The organism is Sutcliffiella horikoshii, from assembly GCF_044809035.1.
Lineage (GTDB): Bacteria > Bacillota > Bacilli > Bacillales > Bacillaceae_I > Sutcliffiella_A > Sutcliffiella_A horikoshii_G.
The window spans coordinates 780930-797654 of the sequence record NZ_CP085237.1; the positions used below are offsets into that span (position 1 = coordinate 780930).

The following is a 16725-nucleotide window of genomic DNA, read 5'->3' on the forward strand; positions in this document are numbered from 1 at the left end:
TTCAAAACCATCAATGCACATTTGTCAGGAACGTCAGGAAGAAGAGTGCCGCGATCACGTAAAGTGGGGCGGGGACTTCTTTTGCTTTGCCTAGTACTAACTTCATTAGAGGGTAGGCAATGAATCCGAATGCAATTCCGTCTGCGATAGAGTAAGAGAATGGAATCATTACAATTACTAAGAACGCAGGGAATCCTTCTGATAGGTCTTGGAAGTCGATTTGCTTTACTGATTGAAGCATCAATACACCAATGATGATTAGGATTGGCGCAATCGCACTGCCAGGAATTATTTTAATGAAGGGAATCGCAAATATGGAAAGCAAAAATAAACTTCCTGTTGTTATTGCTGTTACACCGGTTCTTCCGCCAGCGGCAATTCCTGCTGCCGTTTCCACCGTAGAAACGGTAGGGCTGGTACCGAAAAGTCCACTTGTTAAAATGGAGATTCCGTTTGCCTGGAAGGAACGCTTGAACTTTTCAGGGCGGTTAATCATTCCCAGGTGTCCGTTGATAAGCCCGATGTTCTCAAATAAGAGAACCATCGTTAAAGAGAAGACAGCCACTAAGAACGTGAACTCTCCAATCTTTGCAAATGAAACGGCACCAAATAAGGAAAGATAGCTATCCAACGGTAAAGCACTTCCACCAACATCTGAGAAGTTCACCACTCCCAAAGCACCCGCGATAACCGTACCAGCAACGATACTAATTAAAAAATTCGCTGGTACATTTCGCATGAATAACGTTACGGCTAAAATCACAGTCAGAATCGTGGCAATCACATAAGGACTAGAAACATCTCCAAGTGATAATAGAGAGTTCTCACCCTTTACGATAAGTCCGCCTTTTTCTAACCCAATCAAGGTCAAGAATAATCCTAACCCCACCGTAATCGCATGCTTTAAAGAGCTTGGAATCGCCTCGAGCAGCATTTGTGCAAGTTTTGTAAACGAAATGATCGTTACAATGACACCCGAAACCACTACGACGCCCAATGCTTCTTGCCAGGTTAATCCCATAGAGTGAACCAACGTATACGTAAACATCGCGTTGATTCCCATACCTGGAACGAGGATAATCGGCGCATTCGCCCAAAATCCCATCAACCAGCAACCCACTACACAAGTAAGGATGGTGGCGATAATTCCGGCTTCAATCGGAATACCTGCTTCTGCAAGAATCGTTGCATTAACAGCAATAATGTACACAATGGTAAAGAAAGAGATCATTCCGGCCATCATTTCACGCTTTAAAGTCGTTTCATGACCAGCCAGATCAAATGAATTCTTCATCCATTGAAGCATAATAAAACACCTTATTCAGTTTCCCTCTCCCACCCGGCCGCACAGGACCCACAAACAAGTATTATAACGTGCATTGAAGCATTCGACAATAGAAATTTCTAAAGGTGATTTGAAAGAATGTTCAGAAAAAGTACACACTCTTTTAAAAAGAAATGGGGTAAACTAGTAGTAACGTATAGGAAAAGGGTGAGTGCGGTGGACTTTTTTCGACTAACAGATGAGAAAATCAGAAAAGCGTATGAGGATGGAGAGTTTGAAAATTTGCCAGGATACGGAAAACCTTTAGAGCTTGAAGACTTATCCCATGTTCCCCCAGAGATGAGAATGGCCTATAAAATGATGAAGAACGCCGGCATGATGGAAGAGCAGCAGGTGCGGACAGAAATTGAATATTTGGAGGAACTTATTGAAGGAGAGCACAGTGATGTGGAGGAAGTGAGATTAACTGCAAGGTTGAATGAAAAGCAGTTAAGGCTTCGGCAGATTATCCAAAAGAAAAAGAAAGAGGCCAATTCAGCCGTTTTTAAAGACTATCAATCACAGGTGATGAAAAAATTTGAATGATGGATTACGTACTAGACCGGCTAGCCCTTGATCCCATTGGGCTAGCCGGCTTTTTCTGTGCATCATTCTCTGTGGGGAGCTGAAAAATGTATATTAAGATCCTAAATCAATACAACCCCATCAGGTATCTCACTATTGATTAAGATTTCCAATTCCTTAACCCGTTGGAGATGGTAGCTGGAATTTTGTAATAAAAATGAATCTACATATGCCGGATGGCACATCACTTCGACTGTTGCTTCGTCTGCCACATATTGTGGGAGTCTTTCAAAATAATTTGGCTGGATTGATTCTCCATAAAAATCCAACAGACATATATCGGTAAAATGTTTTATTTTAGGTAGTGTAAATAAACCATTTGTTCTAACAGGAAGATCGTAATGGCAGGCAAGTTTTTGTATAACCGGATGCAATTGTGGCCAGGTGTGAACATGATGATGACTGTCTAAATGGGTGGGATGGAGGCCGCTAGCAAGAAACTTGGTGATTTGAGCATGCCATTCAAGTTCTACTTCTTCCAGTTTCCAGGGTAACTTGCCTGAACTACTCGTAACGGCAGATAGCCGCAGAAAGGCACCTTTTTCATCAACAAGTGAAGGAACATCCTGACTAACAGGGTATCCTCCGGTTAGGACCAGATGAATGCCGACTCTTAATGTCGGATGAGTCTTTGCCAGTCTGATAGCATGCTCAGTGCCAGGCATGTTCATCATCAAGGTGGTTGAGGTGACAATCCCATAAAGATGGCTGTCTAAGATGCCATAGTTCACACCACGACATAAACCAAAATCATCAGCATTAACAATCAATCTGATCATAAATTGCTCCTGTTTTTGAAAAATTTAGGCAGAAAAGCTTTATGGACCTCGAGCATTTCATCCAAAATTTGCTTAGCGAGCCGATCGGATCCAATAAGAGGGTTGATGGTCAACGCAAGGAGTGCCTTGTTATAGTCCCCGCTTATAGCAGCATCTATGGTTACCCGTTCAAATGATTTGATGGTTTGCACAAGTCCTTGTACCGCAATAGGGAGTTCGCCGACTGCGAATGGCTTCGGGCCATCTCTGGTAATGACACAGCTCACCTCCACGGCAGAGTCTGCAGGAATTCCCATAATAGCTCCATTGTTTTTTGTGTTTACCGGTTGTATGTCGCGTTTATCTGTATAAATGGAATGAATCAGGCGACAGGCTGCGTCGCTATAATAGGCTCCTCCTCTTTGCTCTAGTTCAGGTGGCTTATCACTTAAGTCAGGGTCTTTGTATAGTTCAAACAAGGAATTTTCCAAGGATTTGACGACTTCCGCACGTGTACCGACATTTTTGCTTGCTTCCCAATCCTTTTCCAGCATGTCTTTTGTTTTATAATAATACGTATGGTATGGGCAAGGGAAGAGGTCAAGTGCTTTGAGAAACGCAGGTTCCCAGCCCATTGCATGGATATTTTTCATCGTGACGGTGTCTATGCTTTCAGTCAGCAGGGACAACAGTCTTTCTTTTACACTGATGCCATCCACAAAAACATCTAAGCCATATACAAGATGATTAAGGCCGGCAAAATCGATACGGAGGCGGCTTGCATCAACACCGAGAAGCTTGGCAGCACCCATCTCCATTCCGATTGGGACATTGCACAAACCTACCACCTTATGAATGCGTGAATGACGCAGAGCAGCTTCTGTTATCATTCCCGCCGGATTGGTAAAATTAATGAGCCAGGCATCAGGGCAAAGGGTTTCCATCTCCTCGCAGATTTCCAGTATGACGGGAATGGTGCGAAGAGCTTTGAAAAAGCCTCCTGCACCATTTGTTTCTTGGCCAATTAAGCCGAATTTCATTGGAATACGTTCATCCTTTGCTCTGGCCTCAAGCAACCCTACACGAATTTGAGTGGTTACAAAGTCAGCATCTTTTAAGGCTTCCTTACGATTTAATGTTAGATGAACTTTTATTGGTAACCTCGCTTTTTCCACCATCCGTCTTGCCAAACTGCCGACTATCTCAAGCTTTTCTTTTCCTTCCTCTATATCTACAAGCCAGATTTCTTCTACAGGTAATTCGTGGTATCGTTTGATGAATCCTTCCATTAATTCAGGAGTATAACTCGAACCGCCACCAATCGTAACGATTTTCAATCCTTTTTCCTTCATCGACTCCAACCTTTCTTTAGTTGAGCTTCTGATACAATGCAATAAATTCCCTTATTAAGTCTTTTACTGTGAGTGCATTCATTAAATGGTCCTGTGCATGGACAAGCAAAATAGGAACATCATATTTATCGCCTTTTGCCTCCGCTTGTATCAAATCGGTTTGAAAACGATGTGCTTTTAGAAATTCCCCATCCGCACTCTCCATCAAATTAGATGCTTTGTGGAAATCTCCTCTTTTTGCTTCCAAAAGTGCTTCCATTGCAAGACTGCGAGCATTGCCACTGTGTAAGATCAGTTGAAACGATAGATTATATAATTGTTCTTTTTTCATAGAGATGCCCCTAACATTTAATTAGTTTTTGTCCTCTGATTTTTTATCTTCCGCCCTACCATTGAAATAAACGAATGGCAAGTAGATCAATATGGAAATGGCCAAATTTACAAGGGCAAGCACTGCACCGGAAATGTGACCTCCAGTCGCAAGGTATCCACCGATTCCAGCTGGAGTAATCCATGGAATGCTTGCGGTAACGACCGGATGTACCCAGCCAAGACTTATTGCGCTATAGGCGACAATTGTCATAACAACAGGTGCCAAGATGAACGGAATTAGCCAGATAGGATTCAATACAATTGGGAGCCCAAATAGAATGGGTTCATTGATTTGGAAAACGCCCGGCGGGGTTCCTAACGCAAGCAGTTGCTTATGGCGTCTTCTTGCTGACAGGAACATGGCGATAATCAAGCCCAACGTCGCACCAGCTCCTCCTAGGTACACGAAAGCGTCTAGGAATGGACCTGCCAGTACAGCATATTGATCTAATTCTGTTACACCAGCTGCGTATAAATCGGTGTTTTTTGTTCCGGTGGAGGTGAACAGAGGGGTCGTAATTCCACCAAGGATATTCGTTCCATGTAAGCCTACCGCCCAGAATACATGAACTAAAAAGACGATGAGTACCGCGAAAAATGGAGTGTCCACTGCATTAGTGAGGGGAGAAACCAGGACGGTGTTTAGCCAATCATTTAAAGGGTCGCCATCAGAAAACATACGGAACAGTAGTCCGATGATGCCGAACGTTAAAATAGTAAAAATTCCAGGAATCAGTTTTGCAAATGCACCGGATACAGCAGGAGGAACACCCTCTGGCAACTTAATTCGGAAGGCTTTTACCCGGGTGAGTCTAATGAAGACTTCTGTGGCGAGTAATGCAACGATGATTCCTGTAAAGAGGGAAGTAGAATTAAAATAGCCGAAATGGATGAAGCCCCAGGCACCTTCTGTTTCGGGAACCTTTCCAATTTGAGGTATAAAAATAAAGAAACAAGCTGCAGCGATAAGCATCGCTTCAAAACCGTCATCTCCGTATGATTTTGCTAGTTTGTGAGAAATTCCAAACACAGCAAAAATGGTCATGAATGCAAATGTTCCCCACCAAATGTCTCCGCCGAGAGTGGTCCAAGAGGGTCCAAAAATGGCCTCCATCATTCTTCCGTATGGCTTGATAATGGAACCAAGATTATTTAGTAGAACAGCGAACGACCCTATCATAGTAATGGCGATCATTCCAATTAACGCGTCCCTCACAGCAAGAAGATGACGATTGTTCCCCAGTTTAACAGCTGAAGGCATGATATATTTTTCTAAGAAGTTTCTCACCTATTTATCCCCCTTTATTAGTGCAATAGCTTGATTTAATACTTCCTCCCCATTACATAATCCGTAATGCATTGGATTGATCGCTTCAACAGGAATTCTTCCTTGCACATCTTTTTGGAGTTGCGCAATCAAATACCTGACTTGCGGGCCAACAAGAAGTACATCTGCCTGATCTAGATGATTTTTGACCTCTGAACTGCCTACAGCCCAAATCTTGCAATCTATTCCTTTTTCAGCAACGCTTTTTTCCATCTTCGTCACAAGTAGACTTGTTGACATTCCTGCAGAACAGCATAATAAGATATTCATTTATCCCCCTCCTTATAGTTCGTTTTTAATGGTGCAAGAAAGAAATTAAAGCGGTTTCATTTATTCTGATATCAGCTCCTTTCTGGGTATATTTGAGAATAGATTTGGTGCTAAAACTTTGTAGTAATAAATATATGTACTAGTAAGACAAATATTATTTGTCATGACAAATTATTTTGGAGGGTTATAATAATGAGGGAAAAAGAAGTGAGTACCTTACATATAAAAGTAAAGCAGATGATTTTAAAAAAGATTAAATCAGGGGTATATAAATCGGATACAAAACTACCGACCGAAGCAGAATTCTGTCATGCATTTAAAGTAAGCAGGACTACGGTCAGAACGGCGCTTCAGCAACTGGCGGCAGAGGGATATGTGTATAAACAACAAGGAAGTGGCACCTTTGTATCAGGAAAAAAGGTAAAACAAAAGCTTACTTCCACCGTGGAAAGTTTCTCTGAACAGATTACATTGCAAGGTAAAAACCCATCTATAAAAGTGTTGAATTTAGAAGTTGTCCCTGTGGACGTTTTTTTGGGAGAAGTATTTGCCTTAAAGACGGGTGACCCTGTCAATAAGCTGGAGAGAATACGGAGTGTCAATGGAGAACCCCTTCAATACGAGGTAGCTTTCCTACCTTGGAAAAAGACCCCTGGATTAAATATAAGAGCATGTGAAAAGTCTCTTTATAATGTGCTACAAAAGGAGCATGGGCATTTTATCAAAAAAACGGTAGAATATCTTGAAATAGTGACTGCTACAAAAGAAGAGCAAAAAATACTAGAGATACCAGCTGGCTCTCCGTGCTTTTCCTTGGAAACCTACGCTTATCTTGAAGATGAAACGGTTATAGAATACTCTAAGACCATTTTTAGAGGGGATATGGCCAACTTCGTAATAGAAAGGAATTATTGAGACCTGTGTTATTTTCCTCCAGACATATTGCTACTTTACAAGGGGGTTACAACATCATTACACTTTCAATTCTCATCAAATTCTCATCCCACCAACACCAATATTTAGGTAGTATAAAAGGGAGACTTAAAATCAGGCATTTCGTCTAAAATAAATCTAGAACCCACACGTAAGGTGGAGGTGCAACCATGTGCAGAGTATTAATAATAGAAGACGAAAAGAATCTTGCTCGTTTTATTGAGCTAGAGTTACAATATGAAGGTTTTAAAGTTGCCACATCCTATGATGGGCGAGAGGGACTTGATCTTGCATTAAAAGAAGATTGGGATATTATTTTGCTAGATCTGATGCTCCCTGGACTTAGTGGGATGGAGGTTTGCCGACGAATACGTGCAGCCAAAGAAACCCCTATCATTATGCTGACTGCAAGGGATAGTGTGATGGACAAGGTGTCTGGCCTTGATAGCGGCGCAGATGATTATATGTCCAAACCATTTGCAATTGAAGAGCTTTTGGCGAGAATTCGTGCGCTTTTCCGCCGTATGGAAGGGAAGAAGGAAGAGGAGAATAATATCCTGTCCTTTAGGGAGCTAAAAGTAGACCTGGATGCAAGAACCGTCATGAGGGCGGAAGAACAGATTGATCTGACAAAGAGGGAATTTGACCTGCTCGTGGTTTTCATGACCAATATTAACAGGGTGCTGACAAGGGAGCTTTTGCTAGATAAAGTATGGGAGCTTGGGTCCTATGCCGAAACAAATGTTGTCGATGTATATGTCCGTTATTTGCGCAATAAGATTGATAAACCAAGTGAAGAAAGCTACATCCAAACAGTGCGAGGGACAGGTTACGTGATGAGAAAATGAATCAATTTCAAAGGTATTTAAAGCAACTGCCGATCAGGTGGAAAATAACTATTTGGTCCTCCTTGGTATTATTTGTTCTTTTCGTAGCATACAACTCTGTTCAATATTATGTGATGAGAACCTGGATGATTGAACAAGAAGAACGCAACATACAGGAAAAGATGAATGAAATACAAGCCTACTTCTCGGAGCAGCCCTTTTTTGTAGGCAGATCTGAAATAGTGAACAGCAGCGGGTTTATCGAAAAAGTGAATGAGACCAATGAACTTATCCGTGTCATCGATAAAGATGGGACTCTGCTAGTTGCGGTTGCGACCAACCTCCCTCGAGAATTACTTATCACTCCTGTGGAAAGTAAAAATCTTGAACATGTAAAGGTAAATGGGAAACATTATCTCGTTCACCGAAAGCCGGTAATAACAAATGGGTTTATTGGGTACATAGAAATTATAAGAGACTTAAAGAATTATGAGCGGCTGCGGGGGTTGATCTTCCTAGTCACTTGGTCTGCCGGAGCGGGTGCAATTCTTCTGAGCGGAGTAGGCGGCATGCTTATTGCTAAACAGCTGCTTGCTCCAATTCAAGCACTCACGGATACGATGAAACTAATTAAGATGCGTGGCTTTAAAGAAAGGGTGCCGCATGATAAAAACCAAAAGGATGAGATAGCAGATCTGTCCAATGTTTTCAATGAAATGATGGATGATGTGGAAATCTCTTTCCAAAAACAAAAGCAATTTGTGGAAGATGCTTCCCATGAACTGCGTACTCCAATATCCATTTTAGAGGGACATCTCAAACTGCTCAACCGATGGGGGAAAAATGACCCTGAAGTGCTAGAAGAATCTTTAAAGGCATCCCAACAGGAAGTAGAGAGGCTGAAGATGCTTGTCTATGAATTGTTGGAACTCACAAGACTGGAATCCGATCGTTTGGAATTAGCGGAAGACTTCATTGAGCCTGTCCATGTTGTGGAAGATGTAGTGAAGAAATTCACCCTACTCTATCCAGCTCTCGCATTTAAGTACGAAAACAATTTGAACAGTGAAATGAAAGTTGCCATTGCAGAGAGGCACTTGGAGCAGGTGCTTATCATCTTACTTGATAACGCTGTGAAATATTCTAACGGATCTACTACTGTTGAGATTGTTACAGAACAAAATCAAAGTCAATTTGCTCTATCCATTAAAGATTACGGCATTGGTATCCCTAAAGATGATTTAGAAAAGGTCTTTGATCGTTTTTATAGAGTGGATAAAGCGCGAAGCCGAGAAAAAGGTGGCCAAGGTCTAGGTCTGTCCATTGCAAAGAGAATGGTGACTAATTACAGAGGCACCATTACAGCGGACAGTATAGAAGGTGAATGGACGTTAATTACGGTTAAATTGAATGGTGTTATAGGAGAAGAAACACTGCAAGAGTAGCACAGCTGAAAATTTCTCATCAATTTCTCATTTTTCTTTAAGATTACTTTCATCCTAATAGGGTTTAATAGAAGTAGATAAAAATTTGATGAGGTGAAGCGAATATGGGTTATTATGACGATCATGTAACTCAAAAACGTACCAGGAAAGAAAAAAGTTTCGGGAAATTAGTATTTGCGTCCGTTACTGGAGGAATTATTGGTGCCCTTGGTATTGTTGCCATGCTCCCTGTCTTATTGGATTGGGGATTTTACATGGAAAACAAGGAGGCTGGTGCTTCTGAAACAACACCAATGAGTGTTGAAACGAACTCGGTTGTGCAAACAGACCAAGTGGAATACGAAAAGATACAAACAAATATAACAAATGCGGTAGAAAACGTTTCTGAAGCTGTAGTTGGGGTAGTTAATATACAAAGAGGCGGAAATTCCCTATTTGACCCACGTGGTGGACAGGGAGATCAAGAAGCAGGTACCGGCTCTGGCGTAGTTTACAAAAAAGAAAATGGCAAAGCTTATATTGTAACGAACGCGCATGTAATTGACGGAGCTTCAAAAGTGGAAGTAAGTCTTGTGGATGGAACAAGAGTGGAAGCTGAAGTGGTTGGCAGTGATGCATTGACGGATTTGGCCGTTTTGACGGTGGATGATGCTAACATTAACCAAGTTGCCACATTCGGTGACTCCGACGCCATCACGCTTGGTGAACCGGTGATCGCAATTGGAAACCCCCTTGGACTTGAGTTTTTTGGTTCTGTTACACAAGGAATTATCAGCGGTAAAGAGCGGATCATACCTGTGGACATAGACCAAAATGGCCAGCCTGACTGGGAAGCGGATGTTATTCAAACAGATGCTGCCATTAACCCAGGTAACAGTGGTGGAGCACTTGTTAACCTACGCGGTGAAGTTATTGGTATCAACTCCATGAAAATAGCTCAATCAAGAGTTGAAGGAATTGGATTTGCCATTCCGATCCGAGCTGTTCAACCTATCATTGAAGATTTGGAACAGCACAAGGAAGTGCAACGACCATTTATGGGAGTTGGCTTAGCTTCCCTTTCTGATGTACCCCTTGAAGCACAAAGGTCTACTTTAAAACTTCCGGAAGAAGTAAAGAGTGGAATAGTGGTAACTGGAGTGGAACCAACTTCTCCGGCGGATAAAGCTGGTCTTAAGCAATATGATGTTATCGTAAAATTAGATGATCAAGAAATTAATGACGCACTTGGTCTAAGAAAGTTTCTCTATAGCCAAAAGGATATCGGCGATAACATGAAAGTTACCTATTACCGTGACGGAAAGCAACAAGAAACCGAAATGAAACTTGTGAAGCAAATATTCTAGTAAGGAAAATAGATTGAATATGTGTGTGAGAAAGTCCAAAATCTAATGAATAGAGGGATAGAAACATGCAAAAAACTGTAGAAAAAGCGAAAAAAGGTATCGACGTCAGGAAAATTGTAGATAAGTATAAGGCTAAAGGAATTAAGGTTGAAGTCGTTAAGCCAAGGTTAGATTTAATTAAAGGTTTAAGCCCACAATAACTATATTTACTCCCCCCCTTAAATATACAGGCGACATGTTATCCAGAGTGGTAACATGTCGCCATTTGTGTTTTATTATCATATTAGGAAGACGGATATTCATTCTGGTCAAACTAAAAAACCGGACACTAGTCACGGTTTTTTAAGGGGGACTTCCATTTATTTTGTAATTAATTCTTGAACCATGTATTTTTGGTAGATGTGAATGATTTCTTCATCATCCATTCCTAAAACATCTTCACGCAGGTGGCCTTTGTTTGCCAGAGTCTGTTCTACACTTTCACGTTCCATATCCGTTAAAAAGTATCTCTTTGAAACTATCATCTTTTAAGCACCTCGTTTGTTTTTTAGTATTTAATGATAGTATTCCCAGTTTAGTAGAATAATATACATTAAAATCGAAAAAACATTAAAATATTTTTTATTGCTTTAACTCCTTGTTGGTTTCCGTTTCAGACGCTCGCTTTCCGCGGGCGGTCCGGAAGCCTCCTCGGCAAGCCTGCGAGGTCTTCCCTGTCCCTCTCCTCCCGCAGGAGTCTCGAGTCTTTCACTCCAACCAACAAGGTGGATTTGTTCAGGCATTGCTTAAACTGATTTTTAAAAACTAATTGACTATCCAGTCTGCTATTACTGTTTTTCTATATATTCAAATAGAAATGATTGGCCGTTTCGGTAGAATCTTGGGTCGTAGATGCCCAGTCTTTCTTGGTCGTCGACAATGACGACGAAGGGAGACCATTCGTATAGGGTTTTAGCTTCCGGTACTTGGGCAAAAAGCGTGTCAAGGTCTGCTTTTTCCGCAGACTTTAAGGTGTACTGCAATTTAGGTGCGGTGAACAGTGCATCGTCAAAAATTTCAACTGTATGTTCATTCTTTCCTATCACAGAAAAATGCCAAGGGAGAAAACTTGCAGACAATGCGACTTGTTCGTATTTATCCTCATATTGTTTGTATAACAGATATCCTTGACTGGTTTGTAAGGCAACATGAGCAATGATCAATATCCATACCAATCGATAAAGGAGATGTCTTTCTTTGTTCCATAGCTTTCTGGCGAAGAAAGCGATAGCAATGATTGTCCAAATGACAAAATCCACAATCGGAATGGTGCCAAAGGTCAATCTTATAGATGAAAAGGGCTCTAGATATCCTGTTCCCCATGCATTGAACAAATCTGCGGTGTTATGTATGAAAACGGCAATAAGCGGAACCCAAAGAAAGCGCCAATCTTTCCTTTTTAAAAACCAGATGCTAATAAGAAAGAAAAGTAATGCCCAAATCGGTACCATAAAAAGCGAATGGGTAATTCCTCTGTGCCACATCTGATACATGCCTTCTGTGTCCCAGAGGCTTGAAATGACGTCACTGTCAGGGATCTGGCTTGCTCCAACAGCTGAGACGAACATCGCTATTTTTGTTTTTTTATCATCCTGACGCTTGTCAACTGCGCCATATATGGTCATCCCAAAAAGTGTATGGGTAATTGTATCCACTGTAAGCCACCTCATTGTATGTCTATTCTTTTTTCATTTTACCTTATAAAGAGTAAATAAAAAAAGAAACAACCTTCTGGAGGCTGTTTCATTTTGCGTGTATGGATTCAGTTTCTTCTGTCGGTTCTGGAGGCAGAGGATCGATTTCGATTGCGTCTTTTTTATTTAGTCCTTGTGAGACATTGTAGAGAAAGATGCCCATCAATAAAAATAATAATAAGACAAATCCTATGGTAGCTGCGTAAAGAAAAAACATGCTTATCCCCCCTCTTTACACTTATATGCGCAAGGAGGTGGGGCTAGTACAATAATTAGCTGGTATCCACTGTTGATCTCCGTTCCAGGCACTTCGCTTTCCATGGGCGGTCCGGGAGCCTCCTCACTTCGTTGCGGGGTCTCACCTGTCCCTTCCTCCCGAGAGCGTCTTCGCGCCTTTCACTCCAATCAACTGGGTTACTGCATTTTCAATAAAATAAAAACACCTACCGAAGTAAGTGTTTTGTAAATCCTATTATCGTTTACGAAGGTTGCCGAGTTCTTCTGCGATTGCTTGCATTTCGTTGGGGCTGAATGATGGCTTTCTCATGACAAGTTCATAGATATCTTTCAGCTCTTCATACATTTCTTCATCAAAATGTGAAGGCTTGATGGCACCAAGGTTCAACACTTTAAGTTTTCCTTTGATGGCTTCGATCATATATTCTACATTTTCAGTTGATTTCTCTGTTAAGTTCATCTGAATCGTCCTTTCGTACAAATGCTTTTCCTAGGGGCTTTTCCTTATTTTATCATGAATTGATGAAAAACAGTATCTTCTTCTGGGAACTGGGGTATTAAACCACTAGAAGAGTCGTGAAAGTTTCGAAATATGTTTATAATAAGGATAAGATTATCGGTAGATGTAAAAAAGAAAAATTAAATGGATAGGAGAGAGGTTAATATGGGGAACAGAAATAAATTAGTGGATGGTATGTTGATTGGGGCGCTTATTGGAGGGGCCATTTCTTTATTAGATAAAAATACAAGAACCACGGTCATACATAATGGCAGGTGTGTTGGTGGAAAATTAAAATATGCGATACAGCATCCACAGGAAATTGCTGATTCAGTACGTCATCAAATTGAATCTGTTAGAACCACGGTGGAGGATGTATCTAAGGATATTGATTATTTACGTTCTAAAGTGAATGAGTTAAAAGAAACGACGCCGCAGATGCTTGAGATTGTTTCGGAAACAAAAGACGTGATTGCCAAGCATTTGGATTCAGCGGAACGTAAAAATAAAAACTTGTCGTAAGGTGGACTTGCTCACAATAGAATAGAGTAAATGATACGTGCTGGAGGAGAGTGGATGGGAATTTTGCGTTTTGGAAAACAGCTGCTTCAACGCCTTGATCGGAATGAAGCCTTGGGAATGTCAGCAGAGTTAGCGTACTTTTTCTTATTATCTCTTTTTCCGTTTCTTATCTTTGTACTCACATTAATTGCCTATGTGCCGATTACACAGGAGGATGTGTTGGGCATGATTCATCAATACGCTCCTGGAGACACGATGCTTCTAATTGAATCTAATGTGGTCCGCATTTTAAACGAACAACGTGGGGATTTATTGTCTTTTGGTATCATTGCGACGATTTGGTTTGCTTCCAATGGAATCAATGCCATTGTCCGGGCTTTCAATAGGGCATTTGATGTTAATGAGAACCGACATTTCTTCATTGTAAGAGGGACGGCGATTTTATTGACTCTTGCGATGGTATTTGTCATTATTGTGGCGCTTTTGTTGCCTGTATTCGGTAGGGAAATCGGATTATTCATTTTTTCTTCCTACGGTCTTTCTGAAGAATTTATCACCATCTGGAATACGATCAGGTGGGGAGTAAGTTTTGTGATTTTGTTTTTTGTTTTTACCTGTTTGTATTTGGCTGCACCAAATATCCGTCTCCATTTAAAGGATGTATTGGCAGGTTCTTTTTTTGCGACAATTGGCTGGATGTCTGTGTCTGTATTGTTTTCCTATTATGTGAGCAACTTTGGGAACTATACGGCGATGTACGGGAGTCTTGGAGGAATCATCGTTTTATTGGTGTGGTTTTACTTGTCAGGTCTGATGATTATCATTGGTGGAGAGATTAATGCCATCTTGCTGCAACGAAAGAAAAGTTTTGTGCGATAAATATTGGCAGAAAACTTTTTTGCGCAAAAGGGAAATCTATTGTTGAAAGATAAAACTCTAACCAAATCGGAGGGACCTTTCATGACAAAGCAGACGAAAAAAGACGGCGGTACAAAACAAAACTCTAAGCACAAACCGAAGAACAAGACTTCTGGAAGTGCGAACGGGCAGAATGGCTACCACTAGATAGCAAAAAGCAGCGAGCATATGTGCCCGCTGCTTTTTACGTAGTGAATTTATCGTAATAACCTCAACCCGTTTAAAATAACGAGTATGGTACTGCCTTCATGGCCGATGACTCCGAACGGGAGGTCTATGACTTGAAGGAAGTTGGAACTAATCAGAAGCATAATAACCGTTATGGAAAAGATAACATTTTGTTTAATGATTCTGTTCATCCTTTTTGAAAGTTTAATGGCTTCTGCAATTTTGACAAGATCATTTTTCATTAGCACAACGTCAGCGGTTTCTAGTGCAACATCCGTTCCTTCTCCCATGGCTATGCCAACATTGGCTGTTGCGAGTGCTGGCGCATCATTGATCCCATCGCCAACCATTCCGACAATGTTATATTCGTCTTTTAGGCTTTTCACCGTTTCTACTTTCGTCTCCGGTAAGCATTCTGCAACGTATTTTCCAATTGCGGCTTGCTTTGCAATGGCCGCTGCTGTGCGCTCGCTGTCGCCTGTAATCATAATGGTTTGAACGTGAAGTGCTTGCAGCTGCTTAATGGCTTCCACGGTTTCTTTGCGAATCACATCTTTCAAAGCGAGGATGCCGACTATTCCTATTTCGTCCTTCACATAAACAACCGTTTTTCCTTCATTGGTGAAGGAATCAGCAATTCCGTCTCCGAAGGATTTGGCTTGATCTGTCCCAACAAAATCTGCCTTTCCGACAAGGTACTTGTTTTCTTGCAGAATGCCTTTGACTCCCCAGCCTGCTTTGTCATCCAATTGCTCTGGTCGTTGTAGAGGTTTAGGGCTGTTCTTTTTCGCATATGCAGTAATTGCTTGTGCAAGCGGGTGGTTAGAATAGCTTTCAATAGACCCTACAATATAGAGGAAATCTTCTTTGGTTATATTTTCTCTTACTATTACATCTGTTACTTCTGGTTTTCCTTTTGTTAGCGTCCCTGTTTTATCAAAAGCAATGGCTTGCAGATGGCTTAAATTCTCTAAGTGGACGCCACCTTTGAATAGGATTCCTTTGCGCGCTCCATTTGAGATGGCCGATAAAGTTGCAGGCATAATGGATGCAACTAGGGCACATGGGGAAGCAACGACCAGGAGGATCATCGCACGGTAAAATGTTTCGTTCCAACTCCAACCCAATAAGAAATGGGGGAGGACCATCATAATAGCGACAACACCAAGTACAATTTTTACATAAGGACCTTCAAAACGTTCCAAGAATTGTTGAGAAGGAGATTTTTCACTTTGGGCATTTTGGACAAGGTTGATGATTTTTGAGAACAAGGTTTCTGTAGATAGTTTTGTCACCTCAACCAAGATAGAGCCGTTTATATTCATGGTTCCTGCATATACACCGTCGCCTTGTTTTTTTTCCAAAGGAATGGACTCTCCTGTGATGGCAGCTTCGTCTATAGCAGATTCCCCGCTGACGATGTTTCCGTCTGTCGAAATGCGCTCGCCTGGTTTTACAAGAACATGGTCACCAATGGCAAGTTCGGTAATATGGACGCGTTCTTCCCTGTCATCTATAATTCTTAAAGCTTCCTCGGGCTGAATATCCATGAGGGCGGATATTTCTTTTTGACTCCGATTCATCGTATATGTTTCTAAAGCACCGCTTAATGCGAAAATAAAGATAAGAATGGCGCCTTCCATCCAGTATCCAATGATGGCAGCACCAATGGCCGCGATGATCATCAGCATTTCTACATTCAATTCTTTTTCTTCTATTGTATCCTGAATGCCTTCTTTGGCTTTAAAATACCCACCTATCAAAAAAGCCAGAATGAAGATGGGGACTGCAGCTGTTTGAATGTCTAATTTTAATAAAACCCAGCCTGTAAAAATAAGTATTCCTGAAACAATGGCAAAAATAAGTTCGATATGAGTGGTGAATTTGTTAAAAAGGGTTTCTTTTTGTAGGTTTTCCGTCAAGTCCTTCATATGTTACAACCTCCTAATTGAGAAAAATAATCAACATCATTAGCCTTATTAAATGACGAAAGCTGCCATCTTTGTGATAGCAGCAACACTTTATAAGGAGTATTTCTTAATGAGAGTAGTTATCAATAAATTATATTAATTATTATCTAGTTATTATTATAGATTATTAGTGCGAAGA

General features: G+C 41.1%; 19 protein-coding genes. 8 read left to right on the top strand and 11 right to left on the bottom strand.

Translation table 11 applies throughout. From position 1 onward, the window contains the following. Nucleotides 1-10 precede the first annotated feature (10 nt). Nucleotides 11-1306 carry an NCS2 family permease gene (locus tag LG307_RS04230; protein ID WP_404448438.1) on the bottom strand — a complete coding sequence of 432 codons (1296 nt, stop codon included), beginning with the start codon at nucleotides 1304-1306 and terminating at the stop codon, nucleotides 11-13. A 117-nt stretch (nucleotides 1307-1423) separates the two neighbouring features. Here LG307_RS04230 and LG307_RS04235 point away from each other — a divergent pair, with 117 nt between their 5' ends. Further along, the gene (locus tag LG307_RS04235) at nucleotides 1424-1870 is read left to right on the top strand and encodes a DnaJ family domain-containing protein (protein WP_404448439.1); all 447 of its coding nucleotides are present in this window, start codon (nucleotides 1424-1426) and stop codon (nucleotides 1868-1870) included. Nucleotides 1871-1971: 101 nt separating this feature from the next. Here LG307_RS04235 and chbG read toward each other — a convergent pair whose 3' ends face one another. From chbG to LG307_RS04260, 5 genes are read right to left on the bottom strand one after another with little or no spacing between them, the layout of a single operon-like run. Beyond that, a complete protein-coding gene (gene chbG / locus LG307_RS04240) occupies nucleotides 1972-2688 on the bottom strand; it encodes a chitin disaccharide deacetylase (protein ID WP_404448441.1) in 717 nt (238 codons plus the stop codon). Continuing rightward, a complete protein-coding gene (locus tag LG307_RS04245) occupies nucleotides 2685-4019 on the bottom strand; it encodes a 6-phospho-beta-glucosidase (RefSeq protein WP_404448443.1) in 1335 nt (444 codons plus the stop codon). The genes chbG and LG307_RS04245 overlap by 4 nt, the downstream gene beginning before the upstream one ends. A 16-nt stretch (nucleotides 4020-4035) precedes the next feature. After that, on the bottom strand, nucleotides 4036-4350 hold the full coding sequence (locus tag LG307_RS04250; RefSeq protein WP_404448445.1) for a PTS lactose/cellobiose transporter subunit IIA: 315 nt from the start codon (nucleotides 4348-4350) through the stop codon (nucleotides 4036-4038). A 21-nt stretch (nucleotides 4351-4371) separates the two neighbouring features. After that, the gene (locus LG307_RS04255) at nucleotides 4372-5679 is read right to left on the bottom strand and encodes a PTS sugar transporter subunit IIC (protein WP_404448446.1); all 1308 of its coding nucleotides are present in this window, start codon (nucleotides 5677-5679) and stop codon (nucleotides 4372-4374) included. After that, entirely contained in the window at nucleotides 5680-5988 is a 309-nt protein-coding gene (locus tag LG307_RS04260; protein ID WP_404448448.1) for a PTS sugar transporter subunit IIB, read from the bottom strand. 192 nt (nucleotides 5989-6180) lie between these two features. On the opposite strand from LG307_RS04260, the gene LG307_RS04265 reads away from it, so the two are divergent. The 5 genes from LG307_RS04265 to LG307_RS04285 all read left to right on the top strand — a co-directional run bounded on the left by LG307_RS04265 (nucleotide 6181) and on the right by LG307_RS04285 (nucleotide 10739). Then, nucleotides 6181-6903, top strand: a complete 723-nt coding sequence (locus LG307_RS04265; RefSeq protein WP_404448450.1) for a GntR family transcriptional regulator — start codon at nucleotides 6181-6183, stop codon at nucleotides 6901-6903. Between the two features lie 188 nt (nucleotides 6904-7091). Next, nucleotides 7092-7769 carry a response regulator transcription factor gene (locus tag LG307_RS04270; protein WP_404448452.1) on the top strand — a complete coding sequence of 226 codons (678 nt, stop codon included), beginning with the start codon at nucleotides 7092-7094 and terminating at the stop codon, nucleotides 7767-7769. Continuing rightward, nucleotides 7766-9193: an ATP-binding protein gene (locus LG307_RS04275; protein WP_404448454.1), complete on the top strand. Its 1428-nt coding sequence runs from the start codon at nucleotides 7766-7768 to the stop codon at nucleotides 9191-9193. Before LG307_RS04270 ends, LG307_RS04275 begins: the two co-directional genes overlap by 4 nt. A 104-nt stretch (nucleotides 9194-9297) precedes the next feature. Beyond that, the gene (locus LG307_RS04280; protein WP_404448456.1) at nucleotides 9298-10539 is read left to right on the top strand and encodes a S1C family serine protease; all 1242 of its coding nucleotides are present in this window, start codon (nucleotides 9298-9300) and stop codon (nucleotides 10537-10539) included. A 65-nt stretch (nucleotides 10540-10604) separates the two neighbouring features. Beyond that, nucleotides 10605-10739 (top strand): hypothetical protein, encoded by a 135-nt coding sequence (locus LG307_RS04285; RefSeq protein WP_010191666.1) that lies wholly within the window; start codon nucleotides 10605-10607, stop codon nucleotides 10737-10739. Nucleotides 10740-10898: 159 nt separating this feature from the next. Here the strand turns inward: LG307_RS04285 and LG307_RS04290 are convergent, their stop codons facing one another. The 4 genes from LG307_RS04290 to LG307_RS04305 all read right to left on the bottom strand — a co-directional run bounded on the left by LG307_RS04290 (nucleotide 10899) and on the right by LG307_RS04305 (nucleotide 12969). Next, entirely contained in the window at nucleotides 10899-11063 is a 165-nt protein-coding gene (locus tag LG307_RS04290; RefSeq protein ID WP_404448458.1) for a hypothetical protein, read from the bottom strand. A gap of 303 nt (nucleotides 11064-11366) precedes the next feature. Next, the gene (locus LG307_RS04295) at nucleotides 11367-12233 is read right to left on the bottom strand and encodes a metal-dependent hydrolase (protein WP_404448459.1); all 867 of its coding nucleotides are present in this window, start codon (nucleotides 12231-12233) and stop codon (nucleotides 11367-11369) included. A gap of 88 nt (nucleotides 12234-12321) precedes the next feature. Beyond that, nucleotides 12322-12489, bottom strand: a complete 168-nt coding sequence (locus LG307_RS04300; protein ID WP_404448461.1) for a hypothetical protein — start codon at nucleotides 12487-12489, stop codon at nucleotides 12322-12324. Nucleotides 12490-12744: 255 nt separating this feature from the next. Further along, nucleotides 12745-12969, bottom strand: coding sequence for a DUF1128 domain-containing protein (locus LG307_RS04305; protein ID WP_404448463.1), 225 nt, complete (start codon nucleotides 12967-12969; stop codon nucleotides 12745-12747). Between the two features lie 204 nt (nucleotides 12970-13173). Between LG307_RS04305 and LG307_RS04310 the strand changes: the two genes are divergently transcribed. Together LG307_RS04310 and LG307_RS04315 are read left to right on the top strand one after the other, a co-directional pair. Next, nucleotides 13174-13530 (top strand): YtxH domain-containing protein, encoded by a 357-nt coding sequence (locus tag LG307_RS04310; RefSeq protein WP_404448465.1) that lies wholly within the window; start codon nucleotides 13174-13176, stop codon nucleotides 13528-13530. 54 nt (nucleotides 13531-13584) lie between these two features. Then, on the top strand, nucleotides 13585-14409 hold the full coding sequence (locus LG307_RS04315; protein ID WP_404448467.1) for a YihY/virulence factor BrkB family protein: 825 nt from the start codon (nucleotides 13585-13587) through the stop codon (nucleotides 14407-14409). 236 nt (nucleotides 14410-14645) lie between these two features. Here the strand turns inward: LG307_RS04315 and LG307_RS04320 are convergent, their stop codons facing one another. Beyond that, a complete protein-coding gene (locus LG307_RS04320; RefSeq protein WP_404448469.1) occupies nucleotides 14646-16547 on the bottom strand; it encodes a heavy metal translocating P-type ATPase in 1902 nt (633 codons plus the stop codon). Nucleotides 16548-16725 lie beyond the last annotated feature (178 nt).